Source organism: Bradyrhizobium sp. WU425, from assembly GCF_021052305.1.
Lineage (GTDB): Bacteria > Pseudomonadota > Alphaproteobacteria > Rhizobiales > Xanthobacteraceae > Bradyrhizobium > Bradyrhizobium canariense_D.
On record NZ_CP088089.1, the window covers coordinates 7,344,267 to 7,362,026 of the forward strand.

A 17,760-nucleotide genomic window follows, 5' to 3' on the forward strand; every position below is an offset into this window, starting at 1 on the left:
AGGTTGGCTAGAATAGCGGCTCTAAAAACCTGCCTGACATTACGGGAGTGAAACAGTGGATCTTGGGATCAAAGGCCGCCGCGCCATCGTCTGCGCATCCAGCAAAGGCCTCGGACGCGCCTGCGCCATCTCGCTGGCCGAGGCCGGCGTTCACGTCACGCTGACCGCGCGCGGCGCCGAGGCCCTGAAGAAGACGGCCGACGACATCCGCAAGGCCTATCCTGGTGTGACCGTCACCGAGATCGTCGGCGACATCACGACGCCGGCGGGCCGCGAGGCGGTGCTGAAGGCCTGCCCCGAGCCGGATATCCTGATCAACAATGCCGGCGGACCTCCGCCCGGCGATTTCCGCAACTGGACCCGCGACGACTGGATCAAGGCAATCGATGCCAACATGCTGACCCCGATCGAGCTGATCAAGTCGACGGTGGACGGCATGATGGCCCGCAAGTTCGGCCGCATCGTCAACATCACCTCGGCGGCGGTGAAGGCGCCGATCGACATCCTCGGTCTCTCCAACGGCGCGCGCGCCGGCCTCACCGGCTTCATCGCCGGCCTCTCGCGCAAGACCGTGATCAACAACGTCACCATCAACGGCCTGCTGCCGGGCCCGTTTGAGACCGATCGCCTGCGCAGCACCGCGAAGGGGGAATCCGAGAAGCGCGGCATCACGCCGGACCAGGTTCTGGCCGAGCGCGCCAAGCTCAATCCCGCGGGCCGCTTCGGCGATCCCGAGGAGTTCGGCTACGCCTGCGCATTCCTGTGCGGCGCCAAGGCCGGCTTCATCACCGGGCAGAACCTTCTGCTCGATGGCGGTGCCTTCCCGGGAACGCTGTGAGGGCGGTCTGGTACGAGGAGACAGGACCGGCGGCGGACGTCCTCACCTATGGTGAGATGGCCACGCCGGTCGCAGGTCCAGGCGAAGTTCGTATTCGCCTGGAAGCCTCCGGCGTCAATCCGGCCGATGTCGGCCGGCGCGGGGGCGGCTATCGCGCCAAGGAATTTTCGCGCGTCATTCCGAACAGCGATGGCGCGGGCTTTATCGACCAGATCGGCGATGGCGCGACGCGGTTCAAGATCGGCGACAGGGTCTGGCTGTTCAACGGCCAGCGCAACGGCCGCGCCTTTGGCACCGCGGCCGAATATATCGCGCTTGCCGAGCATCTGGTGACGCCGTTGCCGGACAATCTCTCTTTTGCGCAAGGCGCGACGCTGGGCATTCCCGCAATGACGGCGTGGTGCTCCCTGTTTGCGGACGGGCCGATCGTCGGCAAGTCGGTGCTGGTCACCGGCGGCGCGGGTGCAGTCGGGCATTACGCCGTGCAACTCGCGAAATGGGGCGGCGCGCAGGTGATCGCGACCGTCAGCTCGGCGATAAAAGGCGAGCATGCGCGACAAGCCGGTGCCGATCTCGTGGTCAATTACAGGGACGAAGATGTCGTTGCCAAGGCCATGGCCTTCACCGGCGGACGCGGGGTCGACCAATTGGTCGATGTCGATTTCGGCGGCAACATCGCGACGACCCTGAAATTGATGGCCATGAATTCGACAATCGCGGTCTACGCCACGAACGGCAACCGCACGCCGACCGTGCCGATGCGCGAGCTGATGGAGAAGTGCATTACGCTCCGCTCGCTCGTCTTGTTCGCGCTGCCGCCGGCGCTGCTTGCGGCGGCGCAGGCCGACATCTCGAAATGGCTGGCAGCGGGGCCGCGAATCCACAATGTCGCGGCGCAGTTTGCGCTGTCGGAGACGGCGCAGGCCCATGTCGCCGTCGAGAAAGGCGACAAGCTCGGCACCGTGGTGGTCGACTGCGCGCGCTGATATCGGCCGGAATCACCGCTGCTTGGTGATCTCGTCTTCGTCCCGCTGGCTTGGAGCGGATGAATCGGCCACCAGGTCTCCGTCGGTCCAGTCGACGCCGAATTCATCGAGCCCGTCGGCGAGCAGATCGCCCAGCATCGGCTCACCGAGCAGATAATGCGCCGTCTCGCGCCGGGGACTGCGATACTCCGCGCGTGCCTCCACGGCGCGTGCGCGCAAATCGTCCCAATCGTCGATCGTGCCGTCGCCGCGGCCGAGCCAGGTCAGCGCGACGAGATCGATCTGCTCGTCCTCGTTCATGGCCACGATGAAACTTCCGAGTTCGTTGACGACCGGATCGGAGCCGTCATCCTCGAGGACGTCGACCGCATCGTCATCAGTCGCATTCGAGCCGGAATCCGGATCGGAATCCGCCTGCTTGACGTCGAATTCACGCGCCTTTTCGATGATGAAGGCGACCTTCTCCGCGGAAATCGCAAGCTCTGGCATGGCTGGCCCTTTGTCTTTCCCTGGGTTCCCGCGATAACGCCGCACGGCGTCAGATGATCCATTGCGCCTGAGGGCGAAACTGCGCATGTTCCCCCGCAAAGCAAGAACATCAAACAAGAACATGGGGATGCGCCGGATGCAGTGGAAAGTCGGCAGGGTCAAGATCACCAAACTCGTCGAGATGGAGACGGTGGGTTCAACCCGCTTCATCCTCCCGGCAGCAACCAACGATGAAATCCGGAAGCTGCCCTGGCCGATCCCGCATTTCGCCACGGAAGAAGGCCGGCTGAAAATATCGATCCATTCGCTGGTGCTCGAAACTCCTTCGCGCCGCATCGTGGTCGATACCGGACTTGGCAACGACAAGCAGGGCCGCAACGTCCCGACCTGGAACAATCGCACCACACCATTCCTGGAGACGATGATTGCGGCGGGCTTTCCGCCCGACAGCATCGATACCGTGCTGTGCACGCATCTTCATGTCGATCATGTCGGCTGGAACACGAAATGGGTCGACGGCAAATGGGTGCCGAGCTTCCCCAACGCGCGCTACGTCTTCGGCAAGACCGAATACCAGCACTGGCGCGACCACTCCACCGAGCCGGACAAGCAGGCCGTGTTTGTCGATTCCGTGAAGCCGATCGTCGATGCCGGCCGGGCGGAGTTGGTCGCGAGCGACCACCGGCTCAGCGAGGAGATCAGCATGATCCCAACCCCCGGCCACAGCCCCGGGCATATGAGCGTTCTGATCCGGTCGGACGGCGAGCAGGGACTGCTGACGGGCGACGTCGCCCATCATCCCTGCCAGATGGCGCATCTCGGCTGGTCCTCGAACGCGGATTCCGATCAGAGCCAATCTGCCGCGACGCGGCGCGAATTGTTCGGCCGGTTTGCCGACACCCCGACGCTGGTGATCGGCGGGCACTTTTCGGCCGGGCACATCAAGCGGGATGGGGACGCATTCAGGTTCGAGGCGCTGGCCTAGTCTCGTGCCCCGGACGAACCTCCCGAATCGAGAGGGCTGCAATGCGCCCTCTTTGAGCGGTTGAATTTCCCGCCGCCCTGTTCCATGAAGCTGTTTAACCGATCGGTCCATTCCAGGGAGAAACGAGAATGAAGCTTGTTCGTTATGGCGAGAAGGGTGCGGAAAAGCCCGGCCTGATCGACAAATCCGGCCAGTTGCGGGACCTGTCGGCGCATGTGAAGGACCTGACCGGCGAGGCCTATTCGCCCGAGAGCCTGAAGAAGCTGGCGGCGCTCGATCCGGCCTCGCTGCCCGCCGTCTCCGGCAAGCCGCGGTTCGGCGCCCCCGTTATCGGCATGTCGAAATTCGTGGCGATCGGCCTCAACTACAGCGACCACGCCAAGGAGACCGGCGCGGAAATCCCGAGCGAGCCGATCATTTTCATGAAGGCCAACACCTCGCTGTCCGGCCCGAACGACGCCATCGAGAAGCCGCGCGGCTCGACCAAGCTCGACTGGGAGGTCGAGATCGCCGCGATCATCGGCACGCGCGCAAAATACGTTTCGGAAGCCGACGCGCTCAACCACGTCGCCGGCTACTGCGTCTGCAACGACGTCTCCGAGCGCGCCTTCCAGATCGAGCGCCTGGGTCAGTGGACCAAGGGCAAGTCGCACGACACGTTCGGCCCGCTCGGTCCCTGGCTCGCCACCAAGGACGAGATCAAGGACGTGCAGAACCTGCCGATGTGGCTCGACGTGAACGGCCAGCGCCGTCAGACCGGCTCGACCAAGACCATGATCTTCTCGATGGCCAAGTGCATCTCCTATGTCTCGCAGTTCATGACGCTGCTGCCGGGCGACATCATCACGACAGGCACCCCGCCCGGCGTCGGCCTCGGCATGAAGCCGCCGACCTTCCTCAATGTCGGCGACGTCATCACGCTCGGCATCGAGGGCCTCGGCGAGCAGCGCCAGGAGATCGTCGCGGCGTAAGCCGCGGCCAGCGCACACTCGTCGTCATGCCCGGGCTTGTCCCGGGCATCCACGTCTCACAGTCTATCCACGCGGACGCGCGTGGATGGCCGGGTCAAGCCCGGCCATGACGGACGAGACACCATTTGCTCAAGACCGATCGCAGGGAATTGTCCCATGAAGCTCACCTTCTCCCCCGCCTCGCCCTTTGCCCGCAAGGTGCGCATCGCCGCGATCGAGCTCGGGCTGATCGACAAGATCGAACTCACGCCGGCGAGCGTCGCGCCCGGCACGGCCAACGAGGACTATTCACGCATCACGCCGCTGAAAAAGCTGCCGGTGCTGATCACCAATGACGGCGACGTCATCCTGGACTCGTATGTCATCGTCGAATATCTCAATGAGATGGCCGGCGGCAGCCTGATCCCCGATTACGGTCCGCGGCGCTGGAAGGCCAAGACCAATCATTCCCTGATCAACGGCATGCTCGATTCCATGCTGCTGTGCCGCTACGAGAAGATGGTGCGGCCGCAGGGCCTGCAATGGCAGGCGTGGTCGGACGACCATTGGAACCGGGCCTGGACCGGCATGGCGCGCTTCGAGAACATGCCCGATGTCCTCAACGGTCCGTTCGACATCTCGCAGATCGGCCTCGTCTGCGTGCTCGGCTATGCCGACTTCCGCTTCGCCGATTGCGGCTGGCGCAAGGCCTATCCGAAGCTCGACGCGTTCCACCAGAAAATGCTGGAGCGGCCCTCCGTGAAGATCTCAGTGCCGCCAGCGGCGTAGTATCGCGACGGCGGGGAGAAGGATGATGCTCGATCGCTTCCCCCGCCTCGGCATTCTCGGCGCGAGCCTCATGCTCGCGTTGACCGTCTCAACCACTTCCGTGCAAGCCGACGGCATGGTGCCTGGACAGCGAAACCTCGCCTGCGAACCGCCATCGTCAACCGACGACGGCTGGATGACTGCGTCGCCCGACAGCGTCGGCATGGACGGCGCGCAACTTTGCGGCATCGCCGCCCGACTCGGGCAACGCGCGACTTCGGTCCATTCGGTTGTCGTCGCGCGCCACGGCAAGCTCGTCTTCGAGCAATACTTCGCCGGCTACGACCAACCCTGGGGACAACCGGAAGGCCAGCGCGAATTCACCGCGACGACGAAGCACGACATCCGTTCGGCATCGAAGAGCATCGTTTCGCTGCTCGTCGGCATCGCGATCGATCGCAAGCTGATCGAAGGCGTCGACGAGCCTGTGCTCAAGTTCTTCCCCGATCATCAGGCGGTGAAGCAAGCGGGCTGGGAGGCCATCACGCTGCGCCATCTGCTGACGATGTCCTCGGGAATGAAATGGGACGAGGCGCGAGCATGGACCGATCCGAACAACGACGAGCCGCATCTCACCTTTGAAGCCGATCCGATCAGCTATGTGCTCGCAAGACCGATCGCCGCACCGCCGGATGTACTCTGGACCTATAATGGCGGCGGGACTGAACTGCTCGGCAACATCCTCGAACGCGTCTCGGGCAAGCCGCTAGAGACGTTTGCGCGCGAGGTGCTGTTCCAGCCGCTCGGGATCACCGATTTCGAGTGGAAGGCCTACCCGAAGAACGGCAAGATCGCGGCGGCCGCCGGCCTGCGCTTGCGTCCGCGAGATGCCGCCAAGCTCGGCCAGCTCGTGCTCGATCGCGGCCAGTGGAACGGCCAACAAATCGTCTCGGCCGATTGGATTGCACAATCGATCGCGCCGCGCTTCCAGGCGATCGGCTATTTCGGCGGCACGCTGTTCTACGGCTATCAATGGTGGATGGGCCGCTCGCTGCCGGCGGGATGGAAATCAAATGGGTTGGCGCCTTCGGCTGGGGCGGACAACGCATTTTCATCGTGCCTGAGCTTGACCTCGTCATGATGACCACCGCTGCCCAATACGGCCAGCCGAAGGAAGGGCTGGCCGCGATCGACGTCCTCTCCAACATCGTCATTCCGTCCGTGCGTGACGCACGCTGAGTGCAAGGAAGCGAGCATGAGCCTGAAATACGCGGTCGGCGATCTCACCATCCATCGCATCATCGAGCAGGAAACCTCGTTCGTCCCGGCGCTGGAGATGTTGCCGGGGCTGACACCGGAGCTGCTGGCCGAGAACCGCGCGTGGATGAGGGAGGCGAAAGCCCTGGATGACAGCGACACATTGATGCTGTGCTTCCAGTCCTATGTGATCAAGACGCCGCACCACACCATTCTGGTCGACAGCTGCATCGGCAACGACAAGCCGCGGCCGCAGCGCCCGAAATGGAACATGAAGACCGACGACACCTATCTGCGCGGACTCAACGCTGCCGGATTCTCGCCTCACGACATCGACTTCGTGATGTGCACGCATCTGCATGTCGATCACGTCGGCTGGAACACGCGTCTGGAGAACGGCCGCTGGGTGCCGACCTTCCCGAAAGCGCGCTACGTCTTCGCCAAGCAGGAGTTCGATCATTGGACCGAGCAGAACGCGAAGGCGGAGGTGCCGCCCTTCGCCGACAGCGTGCTGCCGGTGGTCGAGGCCAAACGCCACGAGCTTGTCGGCAACGATCACCAGATCGGCGACCACGTTCGTATTCTGCCGACGCCGGGCCACACGCCGGGCCATATCGCCATCACGATGGGCCACGGCAGGGATGACGCCGTGTTCTCCGGCGACCTCATGCACTCGCCGTTGCAGACGCTCTATCCGGAGCTGTCGGTCAAGTTCGACCTCGATCAGGCCAAGGCGGCAACGACGCGCCGCAGCTTCCTGGAACGCTATTGCGATACCGACACGTTGTGCTGCACCGCGCATTTCCCCTCGCCGTCCGTTGGGAATATCCGGCGCAAGGGCAGTGGCTTCGTATGCGCGGCGGTGTAGTCGAATGGCGCAATCGTAGGGTGGGCAAAGCGAAGCGTGCCCACCATGCCAAACGCGTTGTAGAATGATGGTGGGCACGGCGCGCGAAGCGCGCCTTTGCCCACCTTACGATTCCACCCGTGTGGAGAAAGCAAATGACAATGCTCCCCGACATCCCGCTCCCCGCCGGCATCCGCTCACGCTATGTCGACGATATCAACGGCCTGCGCATGCATGTGCTGGAGGCCGGCTTCGAGACCAAGGGGCGGCCCTGCACCCTGCTGCTGCACGGCTTTCCCGAGCTTGCCTTCTCCTGGCGAAAGGTGATGCCGGCGCTGAGCTCGGCTGGCTATCACGTGATCGCGCCGGACCAGCGCGGCTATGGCCGGACGACGGGATGGAGCGCGGAGTATGACGGCGATCTCGCGCCCTTTTCGCTCTTCAACCTGGTGCGGGATGCGCTCGGGCTGGTGTCGGCGTTCGGCTACAGGCAAGTCGACGTGGTCGGACATGATTTCGGCAGCCCAGTCGCGGCCTGGTGCGCGCTGATGCGGCCCGACGTATTTCGTTCGGTGACGATGATGAGCGCGCCATTCGGCGGAGCGCCGCCGCTGCCGTTCAACACGGTCGACACGCCGGTAAAGCCAGCGGCCGAAGACCCCGTGCATCGCGAGCTCGCCGCCTTGCCGCGTCCACGCAAGCATTATCAATGGTACTATGCGACACGCCCGGCCAATGCCGACATGCACCGCGCGCCACAGGGCGTGCATGATTTCCTGCGCGCCTACTATCATCACAAGAGCGCGGACTGGACCGACAACAAGCCATATCCGCTGAAATCCTGGTCGGCGAACGAGCTTGCGAAGCTGCCGACCTATTATGTGATGGACCTGAACGAGACCATGGCCGAGACGGTCGCGAAGGAGATGCCCTCGCAGGCCGCAATCGCCGCCAATCAATGGCTGCCCGACCGCGAGCTCGGCTACTACGGCGCCGAATATGGCCGCACTGGATTCCAGGGCGGCCTGCAATGGTACCGCTGCGGCACATCGGGCGCATTCAACAGCCAGCTCCAATTGCTGGCCGGCCGCAACATCGACATCCCCTCCTGCTTCATCTCGGGCAAGCAGGATTGGGGCACCTATCAGCGTCCCGGCGTATTCGAGGCCATGCAGGCGCGGGCCTGCACGAAGCTGCTGGGCTGCCACCTCGTCGATGGCGCCGGTCACTGGGTGCAGCAGGAGCAGCCGGCCGAGGTGAGCCGCCTGCTGCTCGATTTCCTGGCGAAGAGCCGCGGCGTGGTTTGACCCGGGAACCTAAGCGCCCTATATAGTTTAGAATTATTCTAAACTAATCAGACAGGGCCGCCGTGAAGAATTTTGCCGATCTGACCGAGCGCGAGGTGCTTGCGGTCGCAATCTCCTCCGAGGAGGAGGACAGCCGCATCTACATGAGCTTCGCCGAAGACTTGAAGGAGCGCTATCCGGACTCCGCCAAGATCTTCGAACAGATGGCCGAGGAAGAGCGCGGCCATCGCCACATGCTGCTGGAAATGTACGAGCAGCGCTTCGGTCCGCATTTGCCCCCGATCCGCCGCGAGGACGTCAAAGGCTTCCTGCGCCGCCGTCCGGTCTGGCTCACCAAAAACCTGTCGCTCGACACCATCCGCAAGGAGGTCGAGACAATGGAATTGCAGGCCGAGCGCTTTTACGTGAAGGCCGCTGAACAGGCGCAGGATGTCGGCGTGCGCCGCCTGCTCGGCGATCTGGCCGAGGCCGAGAAGGGCCACGAAGAGGTGGCGGCGAAGCTGACGGACCGGATCCTGAGTTCAGACGTGCGCGCCGAGGAAGACCGCACCAACCGGCGCATGTTCGTGCTGCAATATGTGCAGCCAGGTCTCGCCGGCCTGATGGACGGCTCCGTCTCGACGCTGGCGCCGCTGTTTGCGGCTGCCTTCGCCACGCATCAGAATTGGCAAACATTTCTGGTCGGCCTCGCCGCCTCGATCGGTGCCGGCATCAGCATGGGCTTTGCGGAAGCGCTGTCCGACGACGGCTCGCTGACCGGGCGTGGTTCGCCCTGGCTGCGCGGTCTCACCTGCGGCTTGATGACGACGCTCGGCGGGCTTGGGCACACCCTGCCCTATCTCGTGCCCGATAGCTGGGCCAACGCATTCTGGATCGCGACGGGAATCGCCGGAATTGTCGTGTTCTTCGAATTGTGGGCGATCGCCTTCATCCGCGCGCGCTACATGGACACGCCGTTCCTCCAGGCCGTGTTCCAGATCGTGCTCGGCGGCGCGATCGTGCTGGCGGTGGGGATATTGATCGGAGCGGCGTAGGACGCCTTCATGCCCCGGCTTGACCGGGCATCCAGCACGCCGCGACCTGTCCGTGTCCAATCGGCGCCGGTGGAATACTGGATCGCCCGGTCAAGCCGGGCGATGACTGCGAGTGGTTGCTTGGCTCACCGCGTTCCGTCTTGCTCAGATGTCAATCGCGATCAAACGGCGGTTGCGGTGCTGGGCCAAACTGCGCATCATTGTTCCACGCTAAGAACAGGAGATGCGGGATGGCCAAATCCGAATGGAGCTTCAAGAGCGCGGTCGAGCTGTCGGCGGCACTGACGGCCAAGAAGGTTTCCGCGGTCGAGCTCACGCAGGATGCGATCGACCGCATCGAACGGCACGACAGCAAGGTCAACGCGATCTGCTTCCGGGATTTCGACCGTGCGCTGGACGCCGCACGCGAGGCAGACGCCGCATTGGCGCGCGGCGAGCGAAAGCCGCTGCTCGGTCTCCCCATCACTGTGAAAGAATCCTACAACATCGCCGGCCTGCCCACGACCTGGGGCTGGACGCCGCAGAAAGATTTCAAGCCGGCGGAGGACGCGCTGTCGATCGCCCGGGTCAAGGAGGCCGGTGGCGTCATCCTCGGCAAGACCAACGTCCCCGTGGGCTTGGCGGATTGGCAGAGCTACAACGAGATCTACGGCACGACGAACAATCCGTTCGATCTCGGCCGCACGCCGGGTGGCTCGTCGGGCGGCTCGTCTGCGGCGCTCGCGGCAGGCTACGGACCACTCTCGCTTGGGTCCGACATCGGCGGCTCGTTGCGCGTGCCCGCCTTCCATTGCGGGGTCTATGCGCATAAGCCGACCTACAATCTCTGTCCAACGCGTGGCCACACGCCGCCGCCCTTTCCAGCCATCCCGATGGAGCGCGATATGGCGGTGATCGGTCCGATGGCGCGGAGCGCAGTCGACCTGCCCTTGCTCCTGGACGTGATGGCAGGCCCCGATCCGTTGGACCTGGGCATGGGATACAAGCTCGCGCTGCCGGAGGCGCGACACCGCGCGCTGAAGGATTTCCGGGTGCTGGTGATCGACAGCCATCCGCTGCTGCCTGCGAATGCAGATATTCGCGGCGCGATCGAAAAACTGGCGGGGCAATTGACGGGCACGGGCGCGCGCGTCGCGCGCGAAAGTCCGCTGTTTCCGGACTTCACGGAGGCTTCTCGCCTCTACATGCGCATGCTGATGAGCTTCCTCGGCGCCTTCCTTCCGCCGGACAATCTCGCGGGCGCGCGTGCCGGTGCAGCGCAGCTCTCACCCGACGACAAGAGCCTCGCTGCCGAACGGCTGCGTGGTATCACCAGCACGCATCAGGCCTGGGTGTTCGACGAGGGCGCCCGCGCCGGCCTGCGCGCGCAATGGCGGCAATTGTTCAAGACATTCGATGCGGTGATCTGTCCGATCATGCCCACGCCGGCCTATCCGCATGATCATTCGCCGGAGCAGGAAAAGCGCCGAATCAACATCGATGGCAAGGACCACGCCTATCCGGACCAGCTTGCGTGGCCCGGCATCGCCACGCTGACGGGCCTGCCGGCAACGGCTATTCCGCTCGGTCTGTCGAAGGGTGGCCTGCCGGTCGGCGTGCAAATCATCGGGCCCTTCCTCGAGGACCGCACGCCGTTGAAGCTCGCCGAGCTGATCGAACGCGAGTTCGGCGGGTTCGTGCCGCCGCCCTTGTTCAATGACTGAGAGAAACCCCATGAGCAACGACCTCGAACAGCTCACCGCACTCAACCGCGACTATGTGGCCTCAGTGCAGAATTGCGACGTCAAGCGCTTCGACGAGATTTTGGCGCCGGAGTTCTACTGCTCCAATCCCGACAAGACGCTGGTTGATCGCGAGGCCTTCCTGAAGCAGACGGCGCGGCCGATTGCGATCCGAAACCTCAGAGAGCACGACGTCATCATCCGTATCATGGGTGATTTCGCCATCATCCACGCGGCAACGAGCTACACCAATGCGGACGGCCAGCAGGCCACCGGGCGCTATACCGATTGCTGGGCGAAGACGAACGGGACGTGGCTCGCGGTGTCGGCGCACGTGTCGCGGTAAAGAGCGCGTCACACCACACATTCTCCGGCACAGCCAGATATTCGGGAGGCCGCGAGCTCACCGCTCCAGATTCTTCAGCAGCAATTTCAGCGCTGTCGCTGCAAAGGTCTGCATATTGGCCAAGCGGTCGTTGCTGCCCGTCTCAAGCGTCATCACCTCGACTGCGGGCCCGGCGACCGCCATGCAGCTGTGGCCCGCCGCATCGCCGTAGCGATTGCCGGTGGGACCGGACGCCCCGGTCTCCGACAGGCCCCAATCGCAGTTGAAACGGCTGCGCATCTGCCCGGCCAGCAATTGCGCGTAGGGCTCCGAGGAGGAACGAAAGCCCTTTCCTTCGTCCGAAATATCCATCAGCACGCGCCTGGCATCGCGAGTGTAGACCACGGCCCCGCCGAGGAAATAAGCGGACGCGCCGGGCACCGCGAGAAGGCTGGCCGAGATCAGGCCGCCGGTCGAGGATTCCGCAACAGCAATGGTCTGTTTGCGCGCGATCAGCTTCGCTGCGACCTGTTCCGCAATGCCGACGAGCTCTTTCATTCCTTGACCCCTTATTGCTTCGCAACCGAGCTCGGCCTTTCTAGCATATGACAGCGCCGTTGGCCGAGTTGCAGCCAACGGGCAGGCCTGCTTGAATGGCGGCCAAAGGGCGGAGCGGCCAAGCTCTGCCCGCGGGAAAGACGCGACGAGGAAACGTGAAGGACACGTCATGGCGTCCCTGATCGCCGGCGGGGTGGATTGCGATGTGCATCCGGCCGTGCCGCATCTGACCAGCCTGCTGCCGTACCTGAACGACTATTGGCGCGATCAGGTGACGACGCGCGGCATGGTCGATCTCATCTCGCAATCCTACCCGCAGAACTCGCCGATCACGGCGCGGCCCGACTGGCGCCCCGAAAGCGGCAAGCCGGGTGAAAGCCTGGCGGACATGCAGCGCCATGTGCTCGATCCCTTCCAGCTCTCGCACGCCATCTGCAATCCGCTCTACGGCGTGCAGATGGTGTTTTCAGAGGATCTGCAGGCCGCCTTCGGCCGCGCGCTGAACGACTGGCTCGTGAAGGAATGGCTCGATCGCGATCCGCGGCTGCGCGGCTCGATCGTGATCCCCACCCAAAGCGTCGAGAAGGCCGTCGCCGAGATCGAGCGCTGTGCGACGGACCGCCGCTTCGTGCAGGTGCTGATGCTCGTGATGGGCGATACGCCGCTCGGCAAGCGCGCGCTCTGGCCGATCTACGAGGCGGCGGAACGGCTGGAATTACCGATCGGCATTCATGCCGGTTCCGCCTATCACAATCCGCCGACCGCCGTGGGCTGGGGTTCCTACCACATCGAGGATTATGCCGGTCAGGCCCAGGCGTTCCAGACCCAGCTCACCAGCCTGATCGTCGAGGGCGTGTTCGTCAAATATCCGCGGCTGAAGATGGTGATGCTTGAATCCGGGGTGTCCTGGATCTCCCCGTTTCTATGGCGCCTGCACAAGTTCTGGCGTGGGGTGCGGATGGAGACGCCGTGGGTTGATCGCGCGCCGCTGGACATTGTGCGCAGCAACATCCGCTTCTCGTTGCAGCCATTCGATGCACCGCCGGATGAGGCGACATTAATTCGCCTGTTTGATCATATGCAGTCCGACGAATTGGTCGTATTCTCCACCGACTATCCGCACTGGCAGTTCGACGGCCAGGAGGCGCTGCCCGCAGGTCTCACCCCCGATCTCGTGCGCAAGATCATGATCGATAATCCGCATGCGACCTATCCCCGCCTGACTTAGCCGCTGCCAAAGGAGGCAAGGCGATGAATATTCAGTTCCGCGAAAGCTCCGAAGCCGCTTCCCCACTGGCCGTCAAAACCGCGATCGCGGACTGCGACATCCATCCGGCACGCGCGACCCGCGCCGAGCTCTATCCCTACCTGGCCAAACGCTGGCAGCATCATCTCGAAGTGTACGGCGTCCATGCCTATCAGGGCATGATGGAAGGCCCGCCCTATCCGAAGGCCCAGCCCAACGCCTCGCGCCGCGACGCCTATCCGCCGGAAGGCGGGCCGCAGGGCTCCTCGCTGTCCTTCATGCAGAAGCAGCTGCTCGATCCCAACAACGTGCAGCTCGGTGTGCTCAATCCGCTCAACACCGGGCAAGGCATCCGCAATCACGAGCTCTCGGCGGCCTTGTGCTCGGCGATCAACGACTGGCAGATCGACAAATGGACCAGCAAGGACAAGCGGCTGAAGGCGTCCATCGTCGTCGGCAATGAGGACGGGCTGTCAGCCGCCGCGGAAATCCGCGAGCGTGCCGGCGACAAGAATTTCGTGCAGGTGCTGCTGCTCAGCCGCAATGTCGAGCCGCTCGGCCAGCGTCGCTACTGGCCTATCTATCAGGCTGCGGAAGAGGCCGGCCTTCCCGTCGGCGTCCACGCCTTCGGCTTCGGCGGCAACCCCATCACGCCGTCGGGCTGGCCCTCCTATTACATCGAGGAGATGGTCGGCCACTCGCAGTGCCAGCAATCGGCGCTCGCAAGCCTCGTGCTGGAGGGCGTGTTCGAGCGCTTCCCGAAGTTGAAGATGGTGATGATCGAGGCCGGCTTCGGCTGGGCGCCGTCGCTAGCATGGCGGCTCGACAAAGTCTGGCAGCGCCTGCGCAGCGAGGTGCCGCATGTCAAGCGGCCGCCGTCCGAATATATCCGCGAGCAGGTGTGGTGGACGACGCAGCCGATGGAGGATCCGGAGCGGCGCGAGGATCTGTTCGACGTCATCAAGTGGATCGGCTGGGACCGGCTACTGTTCGCGACCGACTATCCGCACTGGGATTACGACGAGCCGTCGCGCGTGCTGCCCGCGGGCGTCAGCGACGACGACCGCGAGGCCTTCTATCTCGGCAATGCGAAGAAGCTGTACGGGATCAGTTGATGGCGCGGCATGTGATTGCCGCGGTCGACGAGCTTCCGCCCGGCACGCGAAAATTTCTGGAGATCGACGGACGGCCGATCGCAATTTTCAACATCAAGGGTGAATATTTCGGCCTGATGAACCGCTGCCCGCATCAGGGCGCTGCGCTGTGCGAGGGACCCTTGATCGGGCTCGCGCAATCGAAGGATCCGGGCGAGATCGAATATACCAAGCTCGGCGAGATCATTCGCTGCCCCTGGCATGGCTGGGAGTTCGACATCCGCACCGGCCAGTCCTACTGCGACCCTCGCCGCTTCCGCGTGAAGGCCTACCCGGCCCATGTCGAGCCGGGTGCAAGCGTGGTGAAGGGGCCGTATGTCGCCGAGACGATACCCGTGAAGATCGAGAGCGACTACGTCGTGGTGGAGCTGTAGCGAGAAGCAGGTTGCGCGGACATGCGCCGGCACGATTTCAGGCCTTATTCCGCGTTGCCGCGATCATCCACTCACGGAATGCGGCGAGCTTCGGCGCTTCGCGGCGCCCCTCCGGCGCGACCAGGTAGAAGCCGGCATCGGCCGGCAGCGCGATCTTGAAGGGGACCACTAGTCGCCCCTTGGCGATGTCGTCCTGGACATAGGAGGTCCGCCCCATCGCCACGCCGATGCCGTCGATCGCGGCCTGGATGGTCATGAAGATCATGTCGAAGGTGATGCCGGGCTGCCTGGCGATGTCGGCCGGCAGACCCGCCGCCGTCAACCACAGCCGCCAGTCGTCGCTGTTGGCGTTGGAGGTGTGCAGCAGCATGTGGCTCTTGAGGTCCTCGGGACAGCGCAACGGCTTGTCGCCACGCAGCAGAGACGGGCTGCAGACCGGAAACAGCTCGTCCGCCATCAGCCAGTCGGCGCGCAAGCCCGGCCACTGGCCGCGCCCGTAGCGGATCGCGGCATCGACATTGTCGCGCTGGAAGTCGACGAGGCTGGTGGAGGTCGTGATACGGACGTCGATGCCGGGATGGTGCTCCTGGAAATCGGTCAGCCGCGGCAGCAGCCATTTTGCGGCGAGCGAAGCCAGCGTCGAGACCGTCAGCACCTTGTCATCGTCCTTGCGCAGCAGCCGATCGGTGGCAAGCCGGAGGTCGTTGAAGGCGGCGCGGACGCCCGGCAGATAGTCGCGCGCCTCGGCCGTCAGCGCCAGCGCGCGGTTCTGCCGGACGAACAGGCGGATGCCGAGCTCCTCCTCGAGCCTGCGGATCTGATGGCTGATCGCGGTCTGGGTCACGTTCAGCTCGGACGCCGCCAGCGTGAAGCTGAGATGGCGCGCGGCGGCCTCAAAGGCCCGCAATCCATTCAGGGAGGGCAATCTGGAAGTCATCTGGCAGCAGGATACATGACGTTATTTCATGCGAAAGAGTACAAATTGTCGTTTGTCGCAACGCACCCGCAAGCAGATATTAGCGGTCAACTTAGCTCCAGGAGCTGACAATGTCTACTTTGACCCAGAATTCGATGACAAATCATCATGCACCAGGGCTGATCCACCAGATCGGCGAGACCCTTCACGTCTGGCACGAGCGTTACCGGACCCGGCGTGAGCTCACCAACTGGTCCGCGCGCGACCTTCAGGACGTCGGACTGTCCTGGAGCGATGTCGCCTACGAGGCCGACAAACCCTTCTGGCGGGCCTGATTGGCCGCCAGGCCGGCGCCGCCTGACTGTGGGGCGCCGGCGGTCCCTTTCCCCTTTGGTCCCCTTGGGGGCGCGTATCGTGAGCACCCTTCGCCTGGAAGATCTGAAGCAATATTCGGACACGCTGCGCACGCGACACGGCGAGGCGCTGCGCGTTCGTTTCGTCGAGCCGCGCGACACCGAGGAGCTCCAGCACTATTTTCGCTCGCTCTCGACGCGGTCCCGATACAACCGCTTCTTCGGCGCGATCAGCGAACTGCCGCAGGGCCTGCTGCACGAATTCCTTCAAATCGGCGAGCGCGAACGTTTTACCGTGGTGGCGACCATGATGGTCGACGGCTTCGAGACCATCGTCGCCGAAGCGCGCTATGCGCTGCATGCCGAAACCGCGACGCTTGAATTCGGTCTGTCGGTTGCCGACCGCTGGCAGGGCCACGGCATCGCCACCGTGCTGATGAAGAATCTTGAATGCCGCGCGGCCGCGCTCGGCGCCGACCACATGTTCGGCGACACGCTGCGCTCCAACGCCGCCATGATCTCGGTCGCGCGTAAATCGGACTTCGCCTTCGTCAACCATCCGGACGACTGGAAGCTAGTGCGCTTCGACAAGGAGATCTCCGTCGCACCGAAAGACATTCCCTGCGCGAGCTGGCGCCTCGTCGCTCTTTCCCGTCAGGCCGATAGCCCCTCAGCCTCGGCCTGACACCACTCGAGCCCGGCCTGGCGAAAACCAGAGCCGGGCATTTTTTTTCGCCGCTACTTCCCCGTGAACACCGCCTTGCGTTTCTCGATGAAGGCCTGCACCGCTTCCTTGTGATCGGCGGTCGTGGTCAGGCGAACCAGACGTTCGGCCTCGTGGTCGCGCGCGGTCTCGAAGTCGAACAGCAGGGCCTCGTCGAGATTGTCCTTCATGTAGCGCAACGCGAGGCGCGGACCTTCAGCGAGGGATTTTGCCAGTGCAAAGGCCTCCGCCTGCAATTTGTCATCGGGCACCACGCGGTTGACGAGGCCGATGGCCTCGCACCTGGCAGCATCGACCCGATCGCCGGTGAACAGCAGCTCGCGCGCCCGCGCGGTGCCGACGAGGCGCGTCAACAGCCACGCGATGCCGTAGTCGCCGGACAGCGCGATGCGCGCATAGCCGGTGGCCACGAAGGCCGATTGCGCGGCAATGCGGATATCGCAGGCCATGGCGATGGCGAGCCCCGCGCCGACCGCCGGCCCCGGCAGCGCCGCGATGGTCGGCTTGCGCACCGACACCAGCGCGCCGGTGAGCAGGCGCTGCCGCTCCTGGAGATCGGTGACCTTGTCGTCAAAGGACATCTCCAGCTTCTTCGGGTCGCGATGCGCGCCCATGCCCTTGACGTTGCCGCCGGCGCAGAACGCTTCGCCGGCGCCGGTGATCAGCAGCGCGCCGACATCGGGGTTCTCGCCGCAGGAGCGGATCATCGTACGCAGCGCCGGGGTCAGCGCGTCCGACAGCGAGTTGCGCGCCTCGGGCCGGTTCAGCGTGATCAATGCGACGCGATCGCGGATCACGCAGAGGAGTTCACTGGTGCCGGTATCGATGGTGGTTTCCGTGGACATAATTCCCGCCCTTGTAGGGTGGGCAAAGCGAAGCGTGCCCACCAATTGCTGTTTCGTCGTTGATAGTGGGCACGGCGCTCTGC

Annotated in this window: 20 protein-coding genes; 16 read left to right on the plus strand and 4 right to left on the minus strand. The window is 64.0% G+C overall.

Annotation, left to right across the window (positions count from 1 at the left end; all coding sequences use genetic code 11):
* Nucleotides 1–55: 55 nt before the first annotated feature.
* Nucleotides 56–838: an SDR family oxidoreductase gene (locus tag BcanWU425_RS35045; protein ID WP_085361657.1), complete on the plus strand. Its 783-nt coding sequence runs from the start codon at nt 56–58 to the stop codon at nt 836–838.
* Nucleotides 835–1,824, plus strand: coding sequence for an NADPH:quinone reductase (locus BcanWU425_RS35050; RefSeq protein ID WP_085361658.1), 990 nt, complete (start codon nt 835–837; stop codon nt 1,822–1,824). The genes BcanWU425_RS35045 and BcanWU425_RS35050 overlap by 4 nt, the downstream gene beginning before the upstream one ends.
* A gap of 12 nt (nt 1,825–1,836) precedes the next feature.
* On the opposite strand, the gene BcanWU425_RS35055 is transcribed toward BcanWU425_RS35050, so the two are convergent.
* Nucleotides 1,837–2,313 (minus strand): DUF3775 domain-containing protein, encoded by a 477-nt coding sequence (locus tag BcanWU425_RS35055; protein WP_018457565.1) that lies wholly within the window; start codon nt 2,311–2,313, stop codon nt 1,837–1,839.
* Nucleotides 2,314–2,449: 136 nt separating this feature from the next.
* Here BcanWU425_RS35055 and BcanWU425_RS35060 point away from each other — a divergent pair, with 136 nt between their 5' ends.
* The 9 genes from BcanWU425_RS35060 to BcanWU425_RS35100 all read left to right on the plus strand — a co-directional run bounded on the left by BcanWU425_RS35060 (nt 2,450) and on the right by BcanWU425_RS35100 (nt 11,528).
* Complete coding sequence (locus BcanWU425_RS35060) at nt 2,450–3,298, plus strand: MBL fold metallo-hydrolase (RefSeq protein WP_204513240.1); 849 nt, start codon at nt 2,450–2,452, stop codon at nt 3,296–3,298.
* 128 nt (nt 3,299–3,426) lie between these two features.
* Nucleotides 3,427–4,269 carry a fumarylacetoacetate hydrolase family protein gene (locus tag BcanWU425_RS35065; protein WP_085361660.1) on the plus strand — a complete coding sequence of 281 codons (843 nt, stop codon included), beginning with the start codon at nt 3,427–3,429 and terminating at the stop codon, nt 4,267–4,269.
* Between the two features lie 156 nt (nt 4,270–4,425).
* Complete coding sequence (locus tag BcanWU425_RS35070; protein WP_018457568.1) at nt 4,426–5,037, plus strand: glutathione S-transferase family protein; 612 nt, start codon at nt 4,426–4,428, stop codon at nt 5,035–5,037.
* Nucleotides 5,038–5,062: 25 nt separating this feature from the next.
* On the plus strand, nt 5,063–6,157 hold the full coding sequence (locus BcanWU425_RS35075; protein ID WP_231189509.1) for a serine hydrolase domain-containing protein: 1,095 nt from the start codon (nt 5,063–5,065) through the stop codon (nt 6,155–6,157).
* Nucleotides 6,158–6,271: 114 nt separating this feature from the next.
* Complete coding sequence (locus BcanWU425_RS35080) at nt 6,272–7,141, plus strand: MBL fold metallo-hydrolase (RefSeq protein ID WP_085361661.1); 870 nt, start codon at nt 6,272–6,274, stop codon at nt 7,139–7,141.
* A 134-nt stretch (nt 7,142–7,275) separates the two neighbouring features.
* Nucleotides 7,276–8,427 (plus strand): alpha/beta hydrolase, encoded by a 1,152-nt coding sequence (locus BcanWU425_RS35085; protein ID WP_204513239.1) that lies wholly within the window; start codon nt 7,276–7,278, stop codon nt 8,425–8,427.
* A gap of 62 nt (nt 8,428–8,489) precedes the next feature.
* Nucleotides 8,490–9,461, plus strand: a complete 972-nt coding sequence (mbfA, locus tag BcanWU425_RS35090; RefSeq protein WP_018457571.1) for an iron exporter MbfA — start codon at nt 8,490–8,492, stop codon at nt 9,459–9,461.
* Nucleotides 9,462–9,691: 230 nt separating this feature from the next.
* Entirely contained in the window at nt 9,692–11,164 is a 1,473-nt protein-coding gene (locus tag BcanWU425_RS35095) for an amidase (protein ID WP_231189511.1), read from the plus strand.
* A 10-nt stretch (nt 11,165–11,174) separates the two neighbouring features.
* Nucleotides 11,175–11,528 (plus strand): nuclear transport factor 2 family protein, encoded by a 354-nt coding sequence (locus BcanWU425_RS35100; RefSeq protein ID WP_018457573.1) that lies wholly within the window; start codon nt 11,175–11,177, stop codon nt 11,526–11,528.
* 57 nt (nt 11,529–11,585) lie between these two features.
* On the opposite strand, the gene BcanWU425_RS35105 is transcribed toward BcanWU425_RS35100, so the two are convergent.
* Nucleotides 11,586–12,065 carry a CinA family protein gene (locus tag BcanWU425_RS35105; RefSeq protein WP_204513237.1) on the minus strand — a complete coding sequence of 160 codons (480 nt, stop codon included), beginning with the start codon at nt 12,063–12,065 and terminating at the stop codon, nt 11,586–11,588.
* 169 nt (nt 12,066–12,234) lie between these two features.
* On the opposite strand from BcanWU425_RS35105, the gene BcanWU425_RS35110 reads away from it, so the two are divergent.
* The 3 genes from BcanWU425_RS35110 to BcanWU425_RS35120 are packed head-to-tail and all read left to right on the plus strand — an operon-like array spanning nt 12,235 to nt 14,839.
* Nucleotides 12,235–13,293 carry an amidohydrolase family protein gene (locus tag BcanWU425_RS35110; protein ID WP_204513236.1) on the plus strand — a complete coding sequence of 353 codons (1,059 nt, stop codon included), beginning with the start codon at nt 12,235–12,237 and terminating at the stop codon, nt 13,291–13,293.
* 23 nt (nt 13,294–13,316) lie between these two features.
* Nucleotides 13,317–14,426: an amidohydrolase family protein gene (locus BcanWU425_RS35115; protein WP_018457576.1), complete on the plus strand. Its 1,110-nt coding sequence runs from the start codon at nt 13,317–13,319 to the stop codon at nt 14,424–14,426.
* Nucleotides 14,426–14,839, plus strand: a complete 414-nt coding sequence (locus BcanWU425_RS35120; protein WP_018457577.1) for a Rieske (2Fe-2S) protein — start codon at nt 14,426–14,428, stop codon at nt 14,837–14,839. The genes BcanWU425_RS35115 and BcanWU425_RS35120 overlap by 1 nt, the downstream gene beginning before the upstream one ends.
* Before the next feature lie 37 nt (nt 14,840–14,876).
* Here the strand turns inward: BcanWU425_RS35120 and BcanWU425_RS35125 are convergent, their stop codons facing one another.
* Nucleotides 14,877–15,776 (minus strand): transcriptional regulator GcvA, encoded by a 900-nt coding sequence (locus tag BcanWU425_RS35125; RefSeq protein WP_204513235.1) that lies wholly within the window; start codon nt 15,774–15,776, stop codon nt 14,877–14,879.
* Between the two features lie 110 nt (nt 15,777–15,886).
* On the opposite strand from BcanWU425_RS35125, the gene BcanWU425_RS35130 reads away from it, so the two are divergent.
* Nucleotides 15,887–16,090, plus strand: a complete 204-nt coding sequence (locus tag BcanWU425_RS35130) for a DUF1127 domain-containing protein (RefSeq protein WP_007599575.1) — start codon at nt 15,887–15,889, stop codon at nt 16,088–16,090.
* A 79-nt stretch (nt 16,091–16,169) separates the two neighbouring features.
* Nucleotides 16,170–16,793 (plus strand): GNAT family N-acetyltransferase, encoded by a 624-nt coding sequence (locus tag BcanWU425_RS35135; protein ID WP_018457580.1) that lies wholly within the window; start codon nt 16,170–16,172, stop codon nt 16,791–16,793.
* 53 nt (nt 16,794–16,846) lie between these two features.
* Here BcanWU425_RS35135 and BcanWU425_RS35140 read toward each other — a convergent pair whose 3' ends face one another.
* Entirely contained in the window at nt 16,847–17,677 is an 831-nt protein-coding gene (locus BcanWU425_RS35140) for an enoyl-CoA hydratase (RefSeq protein WP_204513234.1), read from the minus strand.
* Nucleotides 17,678–17,760 lie beyond the last annotated feature (83 nt).